This is a genomic window from Vreelandella subglaciescola, from assembly GCF_900142895.1.
In the GTDB taxonomy this organism is placed as follows: Bacteria; Pseudomonadota; Gammaproteobacteria; order Pseudomonadales; family Halomonadaceae; genus Vreelandella; species Vreelandella subglaciescola.
This window is the reverse complement of sequence record NZ_LT670847.1, coordinates 829,913-844,131: the sequence shown is the minus strand read 5'-3', so window position 1 is coordinate 844,131 and position 14,219 is coordinate 829,913. Positions and strand designations below refer to the sequence as shown.

Sequence of the window (14,219 nt, the reverse complement as noted above, 5' to 3'; positions counted from 1 at the left end):
GTTTAACATATTGATTATTTTCGTGTGAGTGAATAATCTAGCGCGCCATCGCCGCTCTCCGCACGCTTGGTAAGCGACACGATTGGTAGGCAAGCCATCCCACCCAATGCGCGGAGCGATCGTCAGTGAAAGTCTCGCCAGTGAAAGCCTCTCCACAAGCGCCCGAACTGACGGCGGCAGGCGACCGTTATTTCGACGGCATGGCGGAGAAGTTTGCCCGCTCGCTGTATAACGCCCCGCGCGGCGAGCTACGTTTGGCGTTGCTGGATGCGCTATTGCCCGAGATGCTAACGCTTAGCGGCCAGCTGGCGCTGGACGTGGGCGGCGGCCTTGGTCAGCAGGCAGCGTGGCTGGCCCGCCGCGGCCATCACGTTACACTTGCCGAGCCGTCTGGTGATATGCTCGCGCTGGCGCGCGCCACCCTCGCTGATGAGACGTTCGCCGAGCGCATCGATTATCTGCAGGCGCCGCTGCAGGCGCTGGATACGGCAGCCCCCGGCCCCTGGCCGCTGGTGATATGCCACGCGGTACTTGAGTGGATGGGCGACCCGCGTGCCGCACTCGAAGCGCTTGGCCGGCTGGTGGCGCCCGGCGGTCAGCTAAGCCTGATGGTGTTCAACCGCGACGCGCTGCGGTTTGCCAACGTGATCAAGGGCAACCGGCAAAAGGCGCTGGACGATCGGTTGGAAGGGCTGGGCAAGCGCAAGCGCCTGACGCCCGTATCGCCGCTGACCCACGCTCAGATCGAGCACTTTGCCGCCGCCGCCGGCTTGACCCTTGACGGCGTAGCGGGCATCCGTATTTTTCAGGATTACCTGCGCGAACCGGTGGCAGATGCGGATGATCAGGCGACGCTTTTCGCCCTTGAGCGCCAATACTGCCGTACCGACCCGCACTGGCGCCTTGGGCGCTACCTGCTTTATACCCTGCGTAAGCCACCCTGTGTGAATCAATAGGAGAGCCCGATGAGTGCTCAGACGCCGAGCTGCCAACTGCTGGAACGCGATGCGTTTAGCAAAGATCCCGACTTTGCCTCTTTCTGGGCGATCGCGCCGCCGGATGACCCTTGGCTTTTGAGTGCTGCCGCGGGCGTTGTCAGCGCCGATCAAGCGCTGCATGAGCGCTTTGCGGCGCAGAGTACGCCCGTGGTATCGCCGCTTGATGAGGCAACGGAGGCCAAGCTGCGCGGCGGTACGATTCACGCCGTGGTGCTGTTCTGGCCGAAAGCGCTGCGGCTGGGCGGGTGGTGGCTTGACTGGCTGAACCAGACACTGCCCGACGGTACGCCGGTGGCGGTAGTGGGCGAGCATCAGGGCGGCATTAGGCGCGTGCCCAAATGGCTCGCCGAGCGCGGGCTTGAGTGCGACAAGCGCGACGGCGCGCGGCGCTGCTCGGTGTTTGTCACCCAGACCCGCGCACCCGACGCGCTGCCGGCCGAGCGCCTTGCCTCACAGGCGTGGGAACGCTTTACCGCGCGCGATATGCAGATGGTCAGCCATCCGGGGGTGTTTGGCCACGGTAAGGTCGATGAAGGCACCACGCTGCTGCTGGATACGCTGGAGGGCGCGCTTGGCGATACGCCGCTCAAGGTGCTCGACGTTGGCTGCGGGGACGGGATTATCAGCGCCTGGCTAGCGCGCCAGGGGCATAACGTCAGCGCGGTAGACGTCAATCACTTTGCCGTTGAGGCCTGTCGCAGGACGCTGGCTGAAAATGGCGCAGACGGCTGCGTGCTGGCCAGCGACGTGTATTCGGCGCTGGGCGATGAGCGTTTTGACCTGATCATCAGCAATCCGCCGTTTCATCAGGAGCGCGAGATCGACTACGGCGCGGCGGGACGCCTGATTGCCGAAGCGTCCGGTCACCTGACTAAAGGTGGAAAGCTGGTGCTGGTAGCCAACGCATTCCTGCCGTATGCCGTGCCGCTGGAGCGTGCGTTTGGGACGTTTGATGTGCTGGCCGATAACCGCCGGTTCAAGGTGTATCGGGCCTGCATCGCCCGGTACGCTTTATTCTAAACTCAGGGCCTCCTACGAAAACCTGATGATTGCTATCATTCGGGGTTGTAGGAGGGCAGCTCTGCTGCGCGACAGTTGTGCCACCGCACCCCGGCAGGCCTTTGGCCTGCATCGCCCGGTACGCTTTATTCTAAACTCAGGGCCTCCTACGCAACCTGTTCACTGCCTCTTGCTTTGTAGGAGGGCGGCTATGCCGCGCGAAAGGCGCCGTAGGCGTCCGGGTTGTGTGTGACCGAGTGCTTTCAGGCACCCACAAAAAAACCGCGCGGCCCGAAAGGGTCGCGCGGTTTTGGTTACTGGCTTGCTGTCAGGCAGGCTTTAGAGTGACGTCCAGAGCGCTACGTTGGGCGCCAGGCTTGAATCTACCGACATCATCACGCTCAGAGCGGTGATGGTGAGAATGGAGAAGCCGAACACCTGCTTGGCCCATTTGACATCGTCGCGGGCGCGGTAGCCTTCAAGCCCCAGATACAGCCAGTAAACCCCCATCACCAGTGCGACGGCAAAGTAGCCAGCGCCTGCGTAGCCGGCCAGGCTCAGCGTCAGCGTAGCGACCACAAAGGCCAGAATATAGCCGAGGATATAGTGCTTGGCGGTTTCAATGCCGCGCACTACCGGCAGTACTGGAATCGACGCCGCGCGGTAATCTTCCCGACGAAAGATCGCAATCGCGTAGGAGTGCGGCATCTGCCACAGGCAGAAAATCACCAGCAGCGTCAGCGCGCCGGTATCAAACTGCCCGGTCACCGCGCAATAGCCCACCACCGGCGGCATCGCGCCGGAAAGGCTACCGACCAGCGTGCCGAATTCCGAGTTGCGCTTCATATAAAGGCTATACGCCCCCACATAAATCGCAAAGCCGAACGCGGCAAGGCCGACCGTCAGCGCGTTGGTACCCAGTGCCAGCAGGCCAAACCCGCCGGCGCCCAGAAGCGTGGCAAAGACCAGCGTCGCCGCCGGGGTGATGCGCCCCTGTACCAGCGGGCGGTTGCGGGTGCGCGACATGAGCGCGTCGATGTCGCGGTCAATCACGTTGTTGAACGCGCAACCCGAGGCAATCACCAGCGCCAGCCCCAGCAGGGCGGCGACAAACAGCCAGCCGTCAAACGTGCCCTGGGCGGCGAGAAAGAAACCGCCCATCACCGAGATCACGTTACCGCCAATGATGCCCGGCTTGGTCAGGGTGATAAAGTCCTGGAATCGGCTCGGCGTTGCCACTAGCCGATCATCATATTGAGTTGCAAGTGGTGCATGATCCATAGCGAACCTCCCACGACCAGAGCCAGGATGGTTATGGTGAAAACGAAAGATGTCAGATTCCAGCCGTCGTCAGACTTAGTGTTCATGTGCATGAACATGATCAGCTGCACCAGAATCTGGGCGACCGCCATGGCGACAACGATGATCACGGTCATGCCGGTATTGAACGCGCCGCTCATTACCGCGGTAAACGGGATCACCGTCAGCACGAGGGAAAGAATCAGCCCGACGACGTAGGTTTTGACGCTGCCGTGGCTGGCGCCGCCCGGCGCCGTATGTGAATCGCTCATATCACAGCACTCCCATCAGGTAGACGAAGGAGAAGACGCAGATCCAGACAATGTCCAGAAAGTGCCAGAACAGGCTCAGGCACATGATCCGCGGGCGGGTCATGTGATTCAGCCCTTTGGTCGAGACCTGCACGAACATCACCGCAATCCAGATCAGGCCAAAGGTGACGTGCAGCCCGTGGGTGCCCACCAGGGTGAAGAACGCGGTGAGAAACGCGCTGCGATCCGGGCCAAAGCCTTCCTCGATCAGGTGGTGGAACTCGTAAAGCTCCATGCCCACAAAAGCCGCGCCGAGCAAAAAGGTAATGCCCAGCCAGGCTTTCAGCTGGCCGACCTTGTCGGTGTTCATCGAAAGCACGGCCATGCCGTAGGTAAAGCTCGAGAACAGCAGCAGGAAGGTTTCGACCAGCACAAAGGGTAGCTCGAAAATATCCTGACCCGAGGGGCCACCCGCCGTACCCCCAGCGAGCACGGCGTAAGTGGCGAACAGTGACCCGAAGATCACCAGATCGCTCATTAGATAGACCCAGAAGCCGAAGACCTTGGTGCCGCCGGCATCATGATGATCGGCGTGGTGATCGTGCTCATGCTCGGCCGCAGCCGTCTGGGCGTGTTGATTACTCATTGTTTGCGTTGCCATGTTATGCCCGCACCTCTACTCGGTTGGTGTGCTCGAGTTCGTCGCGACGCGCCCAGCGCTCGCGGTGCTCGCGCTCGATGCGCTCAACCTCGGCAGCCGGTACGTAGTAGTCGATGTCATCGTTGAACACGCGCATCAGGAAGGCAACGAACATGCCCGCGCCGCTAAGGGCCGCCAGCCACCAGATGTGCCAGATCAGCGCAAAGCCCAGACCGATGCTGAGAATGCCGATGACAGGGCCTGCCACGGTGTTTTTGGGCATGTGGATGTCTTCGTAAGGCCCATTGCTCAGCAGGGCTTCGGCGCCGTTTTTCTGCTTGTCTTCCCAGAAACCGTCGATGCCGGTGACTTCGGGCAGGTGCGCAAAGTTATAGAACGGTGCCGGAGATGAAGTGGCCCACTCAAAGGTACGCGCATCCCAGGGGTCGCCGGTGACGTCGAGATTCTGCTTGCGGTCGCGAATGCTGACGTAAAGCTGAATCACCGTGCAGGCAATGCCCATCAGAATGATCACGGCGCCAACCCAGGCGGCAATCATCAGCGGCTGCCAGCTGGTGTCGGCGTAGGTCTGCATGCGGCGTACGGCACCGAAGAAGCTCAGCGCGTAGAGCGGCATGAAGGCCATGTAAAAGCCGATGATCCAGCACCAGAACGAACGCTTGCCCCATTTCTCGTTGAGCGTGAAACCGAACGCCTTGGGGAACCAGTAAGTCAGGCCGGCCATCATGCCAAAGACCACGCCGCCGATGATGACGTTATGGAAGTGGGCAATAACAAACAGGCTGTTATGCAGTACAAAGTCGGCGCCCGGAATGGCCAGCATTACGCCGGTCATGCCACCCAGCGTAAAGGTGACGATAAAGCCCAGCGTCCAGAGGACCGGCGAGGTGAACTGAATACTCCCGCGGAACATGGTGAACAGCCAGTTGAAGATCTTCACCCCGGTGGGAATGGCGATGATCATCGTCATGATGCCGAAGAAGGCGTTGACGTTGGCGCCCGCACCCATGGTGAAGAAGTGGTGCAGCCAGACCATGAACGAGAGCACGGTAATACATACCGTGGCCCACACCATGGTGGTATAGCCAAACAGCCGCTTGCGCGAGAACGTCGAGGCGACCTCGGAGAACACGCCAAATGCCGGCAAAATCAGGATATACACTTCGGGGTGACCCCAGGCCCAGATGAGGTTGACGTACAGCATCATGTTGCCGCCAAAATCATTGGTGAAGAAGTGCATGCCGAAGTAGCGATCCAGCGTCAGCATCGCGATGGTCGCGGTGAGGATCGGGAATGACGCGATGATCAGCACGTTGGCGCAAAGCGACGTCCAGGTGAAGATCGGCATGCGGAACATGGTCATGCCCTTGGTGCGCATCTTCAAAATGGTGACGAAGAAGTTGATACCGGTCAGCGTCGTGCCGATCCCCGATATTTGCAACGCCCATATCCAGTAGTCCACCCCGACATCAGGGCTGTACTGAATCCCCGACAGCGGCGCGTAGGCCAGCCAGCCGGTTTTGGCAAACTCGCCGATAAACAGCGACAGGTTGACCAGCACCACGCCGGCGACAAACAGCCAGAAACTCAGGTTATTGAGAAACGGGAAGGCCACGTCGCGCGCGCCGATCTGCAGCGGCACCACCAGGTTCATCAGGCCGATGACCATGGGCATTGCCACAAAGAAGATCATGATCACGCCGTGGGCGGTGAAGATCTGATCAAAGTGCTCGGGTGGCAGATAGCCCGAGGCGTCGCCGGCGGCCAATGCCTGCTGGCTGCGCATCATGATGGCATCCGAGAAACCGCGAACCAGCATCACCAGCGCGACGATAAAGTACATGATGCCGAGTTTTTTATGGTCAACAGAGGTAATCCACTCTGACCACAGATACTGCCATTTTTTGAAGTAGGTGATTGCCCCGAGCAGCAGCGCTGCTACCACCGCGATGACCGCGACGGTGCCCATGACGATGGGCTCATGGAAGGGGATCGACTCCCAGCTTAGTTTTCCGAACATAATGTTATTCCGCTGCCTCCGCGCTCATCGGCGCATCGCCGTGGCTATTTGGGGATGCATCGCCGTCGCGGCCGGTATGAAAACTCTGAACAATGTCTTCATACAGCCGGGGCGATATCTCGGAGAAATATTTCACCGGAACATCCCGGGTGGGTAAGGCCAGCGCCTCGTATTCCTCGGGGAAAGTGAGGCTATCGGCGGACTCGCGGACGTTTTCAACCCAGTCGTCAAACGCCTCTGGTGAGGTCGCGTGAGCGTCAAACGTCATGCCGGCAAAACCCGAGCCGCTGTAGTTGGTGGAACGTCCCGGATAAACGCCTTTTTCATTGGCGATCAGGTGAACGTCGTTGTCCATGCCCGCCATGGCGTAGATCTGGCTGCCCAGATGGGGAATGAAAAACGCATTCATCACCGAGCCCGACGTCACCCGGAAGCGTACCGGTACGTCTTTGGGAAAGGCGACCTCGTTGACCGTGGCGATGCCCTGTTCGGGATAGATGAACAGCCATTTCCAATCCAGCGAAACGACCTGGATTTCCATCGGGGCAACGTCGCTTTCAATAGGCTTGTGGGGGTCAAGGCTATGGGAGGTTTTCCATGTCATTGTCGCGAGGATCGCGATAATGATGCAGGGAATCAGCCATATCGCCACTTCAATGGCGTTGGAGTGCGACCAGTCGGGGTGGTAAACCGCGTTTTTGTTGCTGCGCCGATAGCGTACGGCAAACCAGAAGGTCATGCCGATAACCGGAATGACCACGATCATCATCAGGCCAAAAACGGTCAAGATCAGCCGCGTCTGCTCCTGGCCGATCTGGCCCTTGGAATCCAGCAGGGCAGACCCGCAGCCTGCTAGGGCGTGTTGACGTTTCATGGCAGGGGTATTGGCAGGATAGGGGCAAGCTCGCAGAATAAAGGTTCCTACGCCAACAAACTGCAAGCCTGCCATGCCCCGACAAATGCTCACGGATGAACACTGGTCGAAGCTGAAACCTATCCTGCTTCAACAAGGTATTTATGACAAGGCTGACTTGCGTACCACGGTGGAAGGCATCCTGTATCGGATGCGCACCGGCTGCCCGTGGCGGGATCTACCGGAGACGTTTGGCCCCTGGAATACGGTCTACAAGCGTTTTAACGCCTGGTCAGCGAGTGGAAAGCTGATGAGGATTTTCAACACGCTGGTGGAAGATCCTGATGTCGAGTGGCTGTTCATTGATGGCTCCTACGTCAAGGCTCATCAGGACAGCACAGGGGCTGCCACGGAAGACGCAGAAGCCATCGGCAAAAGTCGTGCAGGCAATACCAGCAAGATCCACTTGACCGTGGATGCTTATGGGTTACCGATTGCCTTCAGGATAACCGGGGGTGAGGTGCACGACAGCACGGAAGCCCAGGCATTGATTGACGACTTGCCAGCAGGTGATGCGCTGGTGGCTGACAAGGGCTATGACAGTGAACGTATCCGTGAGCAGATCGAGGCCAAAGGCATGGCGGCGGTGATTCCACGCAGGCGTAACTCGAAAAAAGGAAATGCCAATCTGGACAGGGGGTTATATCGCTACCGGCATCTGGTTGAGAATGCCTTTGCTCGACTGAAACCGTATCGCGCCATTGCGACGCGCTACGATAAGCTCAAGCGAAACTACGAAAGCATGGTGGCCTTGGCGTGCTGTTTGTTGTGGCTCCCAATGTGAAACGTCAACAGGCCCTAGCAACAGCGGCAGCGTGATCAGCAACAAGGTACCGATGGCGCGCGTAAAGCTCTTTCTTCTCATCTTGCGACCTCGTGAGAGTGGAGAGGCAAAACGCCCCAGGCCTGTCAGGGACAAGCAAACCAACATCACTCCGCTAGTGCTAGGCAGGCTAACTATTAGCAAGCTAATTGGTGGCATGGAGCTTGCCGCCATTGCTGTGGTGGTGACGGGCGGTGGGGCGCTTCGCTCGGCGTACGCCCGCAGGTAAAGCCAGAGCGTCTGCCCGGAAAGGGAGAGAGAAAACCGGGAGGCCAAACGCAGCGGCTTTAACCGCGAGGAGGGGTATTATCAAGGATGTGAAAGGACGCTGTGAAGCGACTTTTTGCCACACCTGTGTCGCACCCAAGGTTGATGTGGATCAATGTTGTGCTGGGAAAACAAGGTTTCAGCGTCCTGAATGCCCGTCATGGCGGGGCGCGTAGCGAATTGTATTGACGCTATACAGGCTGTCGCCGCCGGGTGCTGATACCGTGACATCGTCGTCAATTTGCTTGCCTAACAGTGCTTTGGCCAGCGGTGCATCAACGCTGATCCAGCGCTTTCGGGTATCCGTTTCATCGTGGCCGACGATGCGTAGCGACAGCGTCTCGCCGTGCTCGTCCTCAAGCTCGACAAAGGCGCCGAAAAAGACCTTGCCGGTATCGGCAGGCAGGCGGTCGATCACCTGCAGCTCGTCGAGGCGCTTGGTCAGGTAGCGGATCCGCGCGATGACGCGGTTAAGCTCCTTTTTGTTATAGGTGTAATCCGCGTTCTCCGAGCGGTCGCCCTGGGCGGCAGCCTCGCCCACCTTGGTGGAAAGCGCCGGGCGCTTCACCCGCGACAAATGCTCCAGAATACCGCGCATGCGCGCCGCACCTTCGGCGGTAATCACGTTGCTTTTGGGTTCCTGGCGCGGATCTTTCGCCGGATCGCGCCAGCGCGTCATGTTTCTGCCTTTCATTGTGTTCTCGTCACGTCGTGTTTACGGGTTGCGGGGCTCAGCGGGCAGGGCAGACCACGTAATTCGGGCTTCCAGTCCGTGCGGCTGGCGGTTGTGTAACGTCAAGCCTGCCTGCTGGCGCTCGGCGAGTTCAAGCACAATGGATAACCCCAACCCGCTGCCCGTGGTCAGCTGGTCCGCGGCGCGGCGAAAACGTTCCGTCACCGCTTGCAAGAGCTCCTGGGGAATACCCGGGCCGGTATCGCACACCGCGAGATAGGGCTGATCATCCTGGGTCCCGAGTTCAACCGTGACAGTGCCGTTATCGGGCGTGTAGCGCAGGGCATTATCGATCAGGTTGCGTACCAGTATGCCGACCTGTACGTCGTCTGCGGCCACGGGCAGGCGCGTTTTCCCGGTTAGCTCAAGGTGTTGCTGGCGCGCGTTCGCCTGTGGCCATAAATCGGCCATGATGTCGGACACGGTCGGGTAGATATCGATCACGCCGGCACTTTGTTTTGTCGTGCGGTCAAGCCGCGCCAGCACCAGAAGCTGCTCGACAACTCGCTGTAAGCGCTCCACGCCGGTATACGCCTTGCGCAGTGACTGCTGTTCGCCGGCCTGGGCGTTATCCAGATGAATGCGGAGGGCCGCCAGCGGGGTGCGCAGCTCGTGGGCGGCATCGGCGGTAAAGCGCCGCTCTCGCTTCAGCGTTTCTTCCAGCCGGGTAATAAACGCGTTCAACGAGCGGCGCAGCCCTTCAATTTCGTCCGGTACGGGGGTGGTGATGGGGCTTAAATCCCGGGCGCTACGCCCTTCAACCTGACGCGACAGCTGCCGCACGGGAGACAGCCCGCGCCGTATGATGCGGTTCATCAGCCATAGCAGTAGCGGTAGCAGTACCAGCATGGGAATCAGGTTGTTCCACGCAATACGTTCCACAACCTCATCGTGAAAGCTGCCGTGCAGGCCCAGACTCAACCACGTGGCGCTGGCGTTATCCCACAGGCTGAAAACCCGCCAACGGCTGCCGTTATACGTGACCCAGCGATAGCCTTCTTCCTGTGGGGCGGGAAACAGGCCGTGGTTATTCCATTTGCCGGTCAACAGTCGGGGGGTTTTATCGCGGTTCCAGAGCCCGACCCCGAGGTTTCGTTCTTCTTCGTGGTAAAGCGCAGGCGGCGTGGCCGTGGCCGGTGGTGGCAGCGCCTCACCGTGCTGATAAACGACTGACGGGTAGCGGGGAATACTCAGGCTTTGGGCAATACGCTGATACTGCGCAGGCGTTGTCTCGCGGCTCAGCTGACCGGTAAGCACGCGGCCATGCAAACTCAGCTGGGCGTCGAGTATTTCTTCCATTTCGTGATCGGTGATCAAATACGCAGCGGCAAACGCGATGCCGCCGCCTGCCACCAGCATCAGCGTCAGGGTGCGGGTGAAATAGCGGCGTATGGAAATCATGTCGCCTGGCGATCAAGCCGGTAGCCAATCCCGCGAACTGTGACAATCAGGTGTTTATCGAGCTTTTTACGTAAATGGTGCACGTGGACTTCCAGGGTGTTGGATTCGACTGCTTCGTCCCAGCCGTACAACAGGCTCTCAAGGCGAGGCCGGGACAGCACGTTGCCGGCATGGCGTGCGAGTTCCAGCAGCAAGGCAAACTCGCGCCGCCCCAGTTTGATGGCCTGATTGTGCCAGATAACGCTGTGCTCGGCCTCGTCGATGCTCAGAGCGCCGAGGGTGAGTACCTGCGAGGCTCTCCCCGTGGCACGCCGGGTAACCACGCGCAGGCGCGCCAGCAGTTCCTGTAAATCAAAGGGTTTGAGCACATAGTCGTCGGCGCCGGCATCCAGCCCGCGGATGCGCTCCTCGACCGCATCGCGCGCGGTTAAAATCAAAATGGGTAACGTTGTCTCGTGCCGCAGCTGCTGTAACACCTGCATACCGTCCATGTCGGGAAGCCCCAGATCAAGAATCATGACGCTGAAGGTTTCGTTATGTACCGCACTTATCGCCTCGCTGCCCCGGGTAAACCAGTCGACGGTGTATTTCTCCCGTTCCAGCGCCGTTTTGATGCCGTCGCCCAGCAGCGGGTCATCTTCGATCAGCAGTGCGCGCATGGCAGGACTCGCGGTAGATGGTTGAACGGCCGATTTGCAGCATGGCCTATTGCAGCAGGAACAGTACCACTATGGTCAGGCTGGCGGCGATGCTGATGCTGGACGCGATGTTTGCCGGATTGAACTTAGTGGCGTGTTGGTCAACGCCGTGGTTCTCGCTAACCGGCAGCATAAGGTGACCCAACGCGGCCAGTAGCGCGATGCCGCCAAGCCATGCATCCAGCGTGGAAGAGGCAGTGCTGAGCAGCGCCACGCTGAGCCAGACAGCGCCGGCCAGCACGAGCGGCATATAGCGGCTGAACGTCAAGGCCATATCGGTGCGCGCATTCGTCAGGTGGGTAATATTCATAAGGGACTCCTCAAGGTGTCGATGCGGCATGCGACTCAGACGGGCATGAGTCCGTGTTACAGCTGTTTTGTTAAGAAACCCTTACGCGCTTTGGGCAAGCCCAGGCGCGGGCGAGCGTTGAGTCTCCCGCATCGCGCACTCGGCAACCTCAGCTGCGGTGGGGTAAAGCAGCACCCTGTCTTGCGCGCCACGGGGAGCAAATCGCTGTGACGTTTCTACATTCAGCAAGGCGATGACCGGTATACCCAGCGCCGCGGCCATGTGCATGGGGCCGGTATCGGGGGTGATAAGGCGGGGCAGCAGCGAGATGCAGGCGGCAAAGTCGCGTAGCGGCATGAGCGGAGCCGCCGTACCCCAGTCGCCCAAATGCGGGGCAAGTGCCAGGCAAGCGTCCTGTTCTTCGGGGCCGGCAAGCACCAGAAAGGGAAGACGGCGCGCATTGAGTGCCGTGAACAGGGCTTGCCAGAACGCCAGCGGCAGCCGCTTATCCAGATGGCCGCCAATAAACACGCCAACAGGCGCGGCGCCGTGTTCGGCAATGCCATGCAGCAGGCGGGCGGCCCGAAAGCGCTCCTCGGCGTCTATTTGCAGCCAGGGAGCCGCTTTGCAGGGGAGTTGCAGCGGCGTGGCGATGCTTGCCGGCAAGTCATACGCATGGCGACACGGCTCATTCATCACCCAGTGGTAGCTTGAGGCCAGCTTGCCGCGTTTGCCCACCGACTGGCGTGCTCCGGAAAGCTGCGTGCATAGCCAGCCGGTAAAAGAGCTGTCGGCGACCTGGATCACCAGGTCGTAGTGGCGCCGGCGCAGGGCCAACCACAGCGCCACCAACCGCCAGGGGCGCAGCAGCATCGAGCGGCTTAGCGCATGGTAGTGGCCAAGCGGCATGCCCTTGAACAGCGATTGCGTGGTGTCAGTGCCCAGATAGTCGACGGTGATGTCAGGCCGGCCGTGGGCAAAGGCTTCGATCAGACGGGCACTGATTAGCGCATTGCCCAGACGAAAATTGGGCCGTACCAGCAGGATGCGCTCAACGCCGTCAAGCGTTGCGGCGCTCACCGGGCGCGGCGCCAGGCGATTTCTGGCCGCCAGGGAATAAAGTCCTGCCTTGGCCTTCTTTTCCAGCGCCTTGCCCAAACGCCGCATACGATCATTACGCCGAATAACGGTCAGAAATGTCATGCGTCTACTCCTGCGGGTTGATGGTAGACGCAGCATCCCGCAGTTGGCTTAAAAAACCCTTAACGTTGACCGGGATTGTCTCGGGGCATAACTGGCGAATCATTCAAACGTTCGTTACATTGAAGACGGCGACATAAAGCAGTTACAACGACAGTCAGCACCAACAACAGTCAGTAATAACAATGAGGAATCTCGTATGCGCCCGCTATTTATCCAGAAAACCGCGATGGCCACCGCTCTTGCAGGCGTTGTTGCGCTATCGTCACTGACCTTGTCCAGTGCCGCTTTCGGCGATGATCCGAGCGGCTTTTTCGAGTTAAAAAATCGCGTGGAATATACCCTGGCCGAAGTGCCGGAAGGGCAGCGTGAGGCGACGCTCAAAGCGCTGGTGGAGGACGTGAATGCGCTGGCAGAAAAACACCCGGATAACGCCGAAGTGCTGGTCTGGCAAGGGCTGGTGCTGGCGGCTTACGCCGGCGAACGTGGTGGTCTCGGGGCGCTGGGCGATGCCAAGGCGGCGCGCCAGGCCCTTGAGCGCGCCATCCAGCTGGATCCGGACGGCAACAACGGCTCGGCCTACGTGACGCTGGGGATTCTTTACGCTCGCGTGCCCGGCGGGCTGGTCAGCTTTGGCGACAGTGACAAGGCGGATCAGATGTTCCAGCGCGCGCTGGCTGTTCGCCCCGACGGCATTGACGTCAACTATTATTACGCCACCTTTTTGGCTGACGAAGACAGAACGCAGGCAGCCCGCCAGCATGCCCAGCAAGCGGTGAACGGTACTGCACGCGAGGCGCGCCGTGATTCTGACGAAACGCTGCGCGATGACGCCCGATCTCTGCTCGAGACCCTCTAAGCCACTCCGACGCCTTGCAACGTTAGCGGGCGGTTGGCATTCCCGGCGTTAAGCACTGATAATAAGGCCTTTCCACTGGCCTGACCGGGAGTGCCGCATGGCGTTCGTATCGTCTGCATCGCTGTTAACGCCGCCGTTTACTCGCGCCGCCGTCGAACTTTCCTTGCGCGAGGAGTGCCAGGCTTGCGAGATTCGGGCCATGCCGCTTTCATGTGGTTCTGCATGATCTGATGGGTGAATTAACCGGTTATGCAGGGCTTTTTTTGGCAGCATTGGGTGCCGCTACGCTGCTTCCCCTTCAGTCGGAAGTGATGCTGGTTGGGTTGCTGTTGAATGATCAGTATTTGGTCTGGGTTCTGGTGCTGGCGGCTGCCATCGGCAATACGCTGGGCTCAACGATAAACTGGCTGATGGGGCTGTATGTCGAGCGCTTCCAGCATAAGCGCTGGTTTCCTGCTAGCGAAGCCCGGTTGGCGAAAGCCCGACGGGCCTATCACCGCTACGGGCGTTGGTCATTATTGCTGAGCTGGGTGCCGATTATCGGTGACCCGCTCACCGTAATAGCCGGGATCATGCGCGAGCCGTTGTGGAGTTTCTTGCCGATCGTGGCGCTTGCCAAGACGGCACGTTATCTCGTTATTGCCGCTCCCTTCCTGATGTGATCACTTGCGTCAAGATACCTTGACCTTGAGGCAGCCCTCAGGTCCTGAGTGACGCAACTCTCAAGTAACGTTGAATGATGGCCAGGGCAGTCCGGTTGGCATTCTCGGCGATGTGCACCGATAATAAGGCCAATTTCCACTGGGCT

15 protein-coding genes are annotated in these 14,219 nt (G+C 59.7%); 5 read left to right on the top strand and 10 right to left on the bottom strand.

Features of this window, described 5'->3' with window-relative positions:
- Window positions 1–200: 200 nt before the first annotated feature.
- Window positions 201–956 carry a methyltransferase domain-containing protein gene (locus tag B5495_RS03950; RefSeq protein ID WP_079554895.1) on the top strand — a complete coding sequence of 252 codons (756 nt, stop codon included), beginning with the start codon at window positions 201–203 and terminating at the stop codon, window positions 954–956.
- Window positions 957–965: 9 nt separating this feature from the next.
- The gene (locus tag B5495_RS03945) at window positions 966–2,018 is read left to right on the top strand and encodes a class I SAM-dependent methyltransferase (protein ID WP_079551510.1); all 1,053 of its coding nucleotides are present in this window, start codon (window positions 966–968) and stop codon (window positions 2,016–2,018) included.
- A gap of 318 nt (window positions 2,019–2,336) precedes the next feature.
- On the opposite strand, the gene cyoE is transcribed toward B5495_RS03945, so the two are convergent.
- Genes cyoE through cyoA form a run of 5 tightly spaced genes read right to left on the bottom strand, consistent with a single transcriptional unit; the run spans window position 2,337 to window position 7,102 of the window.
- The gene (gene cyoE / locus B5495_RS03940) at window positions 2,337–3,278 is read right to left on the bottom strand and encodes a heme o synthase (protein ID WP_079551508.1); all 942 of its coding nucleotides are present in this window, start codon (window positions 3,276–3,278) and stop codon (window positions 2,337–2,339) included.
- Window positions 3,236–3,568 (bottom strand): cytochrome o ubiquinol oxidase subunit IV, encoded by a 333-nt coding sequence (cyoD, locus tag B5495_RS03935; RefSeq protein ID WP_079551506.1) that lies wholly within the window; start codon window positions 3,566–3,568, stop codon window positions 3,236–3,238. The genes cyoE and cyoD overlap by 43 nt, the downstream gene beginning before the upstream one ends.
- A gap of 1 nt (window position 3,569) precedes the next feature.
- Window positions 3,570–4,208, bottom strand: a complete 639-nt coding sequence (locus B5495_RS03930) for a cytochrome o ubiquinol oxidase subunit III (RefSeq protein ID WP_079551504.1) — start codon at window positions 4,206–4,208, stop codon at window positions 3,570–3,572.
- Between the two features lies 1 nt (window position 4,209).
- The gene (gene cyoB, locus B5495_RS03925) at window positions 4,210–6,228 is read right to left on the bottom strand and encodes a cytochrome o ubiquinol oxidase subunit I (protein ID WP_079551502.1); all 2,019 of its coding nucleotides are present in this window, start codon (window positions 6,226–6,228) and stop codon (window positions 4,210–4,212) included.
- Window positions 6,229–6,232: 4 nt separating this feature from the next.
- Window positions 6,233–7,102, bottom strand: coding sequence for a ubiquinol oxidase subunit II (cyoA, locus tag B5495_RS03920; RefSeq protein ID WP_079554893.1), 870 nt, complete (start codon window positions 7,100–7,102; stop codon window positions 6,233–6,235).
- A 73-nt stretch (window positions 7,103–7,175) separates the two neighbouring features.
- Here cyoA and B5495_RS03915 point away from each other — a divergent pair, with 73 nt between their 5' ends.
- Window positions 7,176–7,925 carry an IS5 family transposase gene (locus tag B5495_RS03915; RefSeq protein ID WP_079550575.1) on the top strand — a complete coding sequence of 250 codons (750 nt, stop codon included), beginning with the start codon at window positions 7,176–7,178 and terminating at the stop codon, window positions 7,923–7,925.
- A gap of 445 nt (window positions 7,926–8,370) precedes the next feature.
- Here B5495_RS03915 and greB read toward each other — a convergent pair whose 3' ends face one another.
- The 5 genes from greB to B5495_RS03885 all read right to left on the bottom strand — a co-directional run bounded on the left by greB (window position 8,371) and on the right by B5495_RS03885 (window position 12,555).
- Window positions 8,371–8,925, bottom strand: coding sequence for a transcription elongation factor GreB (gene greB / locus B5495_RS03905; RefSeq protein ID WP_079551498.1), 555 nt, complete (start codon window positions 8,923–8,925; stop codon window positions 8,371–8,373).
- 21 nt (window positions 8,926–8,946) lie between these two features.
- Window positions 8,947–10,365, bottom strand: a complete 1,419-nt coding sequence (locus tag B5495_RS03900) for an ATP-binding protein (RefSeq protein ID WP_079551496.1) — start codon at window positions 10,363–10,365, stop codon at window positions 8,947–8,949.
- On the bottom strand, window positions 10,362–11,024 hold the full coding sequence (locus tag B5495_RS03895) for a response regulator (RefSeq protein ID WP_079551494.1): 663 nt from the start codon (window positions 11,022–11,024) through the stop codon (window positions 10,362–10,364). Before B5495_RS03895 ends, B5495_RS03900 begins: the two co-directional genes overlap by 4 nt.
- A gap of 46 nt (window positions 11,025–11,070) precedes the next feature.
- Window positions 11,071–11,373 carry a hypothetical protein gene (locus B5495_RS03890; RefSeq protein WP_079551492.1) on the bottom strand — a complete coding sequence of 101 codons (303 nt, stop codon included), beginning with the start codon at window positions 11,371–11,373 and terminating at the stop codon, window positions 11,071–11,073.
- Window positions 11,374–11,454: 81 nt separating this feature from the next.
- Complete coding sequence (locus B5495_RS03885) at window positions 11,455–12,555, bottom strand: glycosyltransferase family 9 protein (protein WP_172824521.1); 1,101 nt, start codon at window positions 12,553–12,555, stop codon at window positions 11,455–11,457.
- Between the two features lie 196 nt (window positions 12,556–12,751).
- Between B5495_RS03885 and B5495_RS03880 the strand changes: the two genes are divergently transcribed.
- Window positions 12,752–13,411: a tetratricopeptide repeat protein gene (locus B5495_RS03880; protein ID WP_079551488.1), complete on the top strand. Its 660-nt coding sequence runs from the start codon at window positions 12,752–12,754 to the stop codon at window positions 13,409–13,411.
- Window positions 13,412–13,641: 230 nt separating this feature from the next.
- Window positions 13,642–14,073 carry a YqaA family protein gene (locus B5495_RS03875; protein WP_079551486.1) on the top strand — a complete coding sequence of 144 codons (432 nt, stop codon included), beginning with the start codon at window positions 13,642–13,644 and terminating at the stop codon, window positions 14,071–14,073.
- Window positions 14,074–14,219: the final 146 nt, after the last annotated feature.

Excerpts from the sequence above, each read along its gene's own strand:
- B5495_RS03950 (WP_079554895.1), top strand. The coding sequence starts at position 201 with ATGGCGGAGAAGTTTGCCCGCTCGCTGTATAACGCCCCGCGCGGCGAG.
- B5495_RS03945 (WP_079551510.1), top strand. The coding sequence starts at position 966 with ATGAGTGCTCAGACGCCGAGCTGCCAACTGCTGGAACGCGATGCGTTT.
- cyoE (WP_079551508.1), bottom strand. The coding sequence starts at position 3,278 with ATGGATCATGCACCACTTGCAACTCAATATGATGATCGGCTAGTGGCA.
- cyoD (WP_079551506.1), bottom strand. The coding sequence starts at position 3,568 with ATGAGCGATTCACATACGGCGCCGGGCGGCGCCAGCCACGGCAGCGTC.
- B5495_RS03930 (WP_079551504.1), bottom strand. The coding sequence starts at position 4,208 with ATGGCAACGCAAACAATGAGTAATCAACACGCCCAGACGGCTGCGGCC.
- cyoB (WP_079551502.1), bottom strand. The coding sequence starts at position 6,228 with ATGTTCGGAAAACTAAGCTGGGAGTCGATCCCCTTCCATGAGCCCATC.
- cyoA (WP_079554893.1), bottom strand. The coding sequence starts at position 7,102 with ATGAAACGTCAACACGCCCTAGCAGGCTGCGGGTCTGCCCTGCTGGAT.
- B5495_RS03915 (WP_079550575.1), top strand. The coding sequence starts at position 7,176 with ATGCCCCGACAAATGCTCACGGATGAACACTGGTCGAAGCTGAAACCT.
- greB (WP_079551498.1), bottom strand. The coding sequence starts at position 8,925 with ATGAAAGGCAGAAACATGACGCGCTGGCGCGATCCGGCGAAAGATCCG.
- B5495_RS03900 (WP_079551496.1), bottom strand. The coding sequence starts at position 10,365 with ATGATTTCCATACGCCGCTATTTCACCCGCACCCTGACGCTGATGCTG.
- B5495_RS03895 (WP_079551494.1), bottom strand. The coding sequence starts at position 11,024 with ATGCGCGCACTGCTGATCGAAGATGACCCGCTGCTGGGCGACGGCATC.
- B5495_RS03890 (WP_079551492.1), bottom strand. The coding sequence starts at position 11,373 with ATGAATATTACCCACCTGACGAATGCGCGCACCGATATGGCCTTGACG.
- B5495_RS03885 (WP_172824521.1), bottom strand. The coding sequence starts at position 12,555 with ATGACATTTCTGACCGTTATTCGGCGTAATGATCGTATGCGGCGTTTG.
- B5495_RS03880 (WP_079551488.1), top strand. The coding sequence starts at position 12,752 with ATGCGCCCGCTATTTATCCAGAAAACCGCGATGGCCACCGCTCTTGCA.
- B5495_RS03875 (WP_079551486.1), top strand. The coding sequence starts at position 13,642 with ATGGGTGAATTAACCGGTTATGCAGGGCTTTTTTTGGCAGCATTGGGT.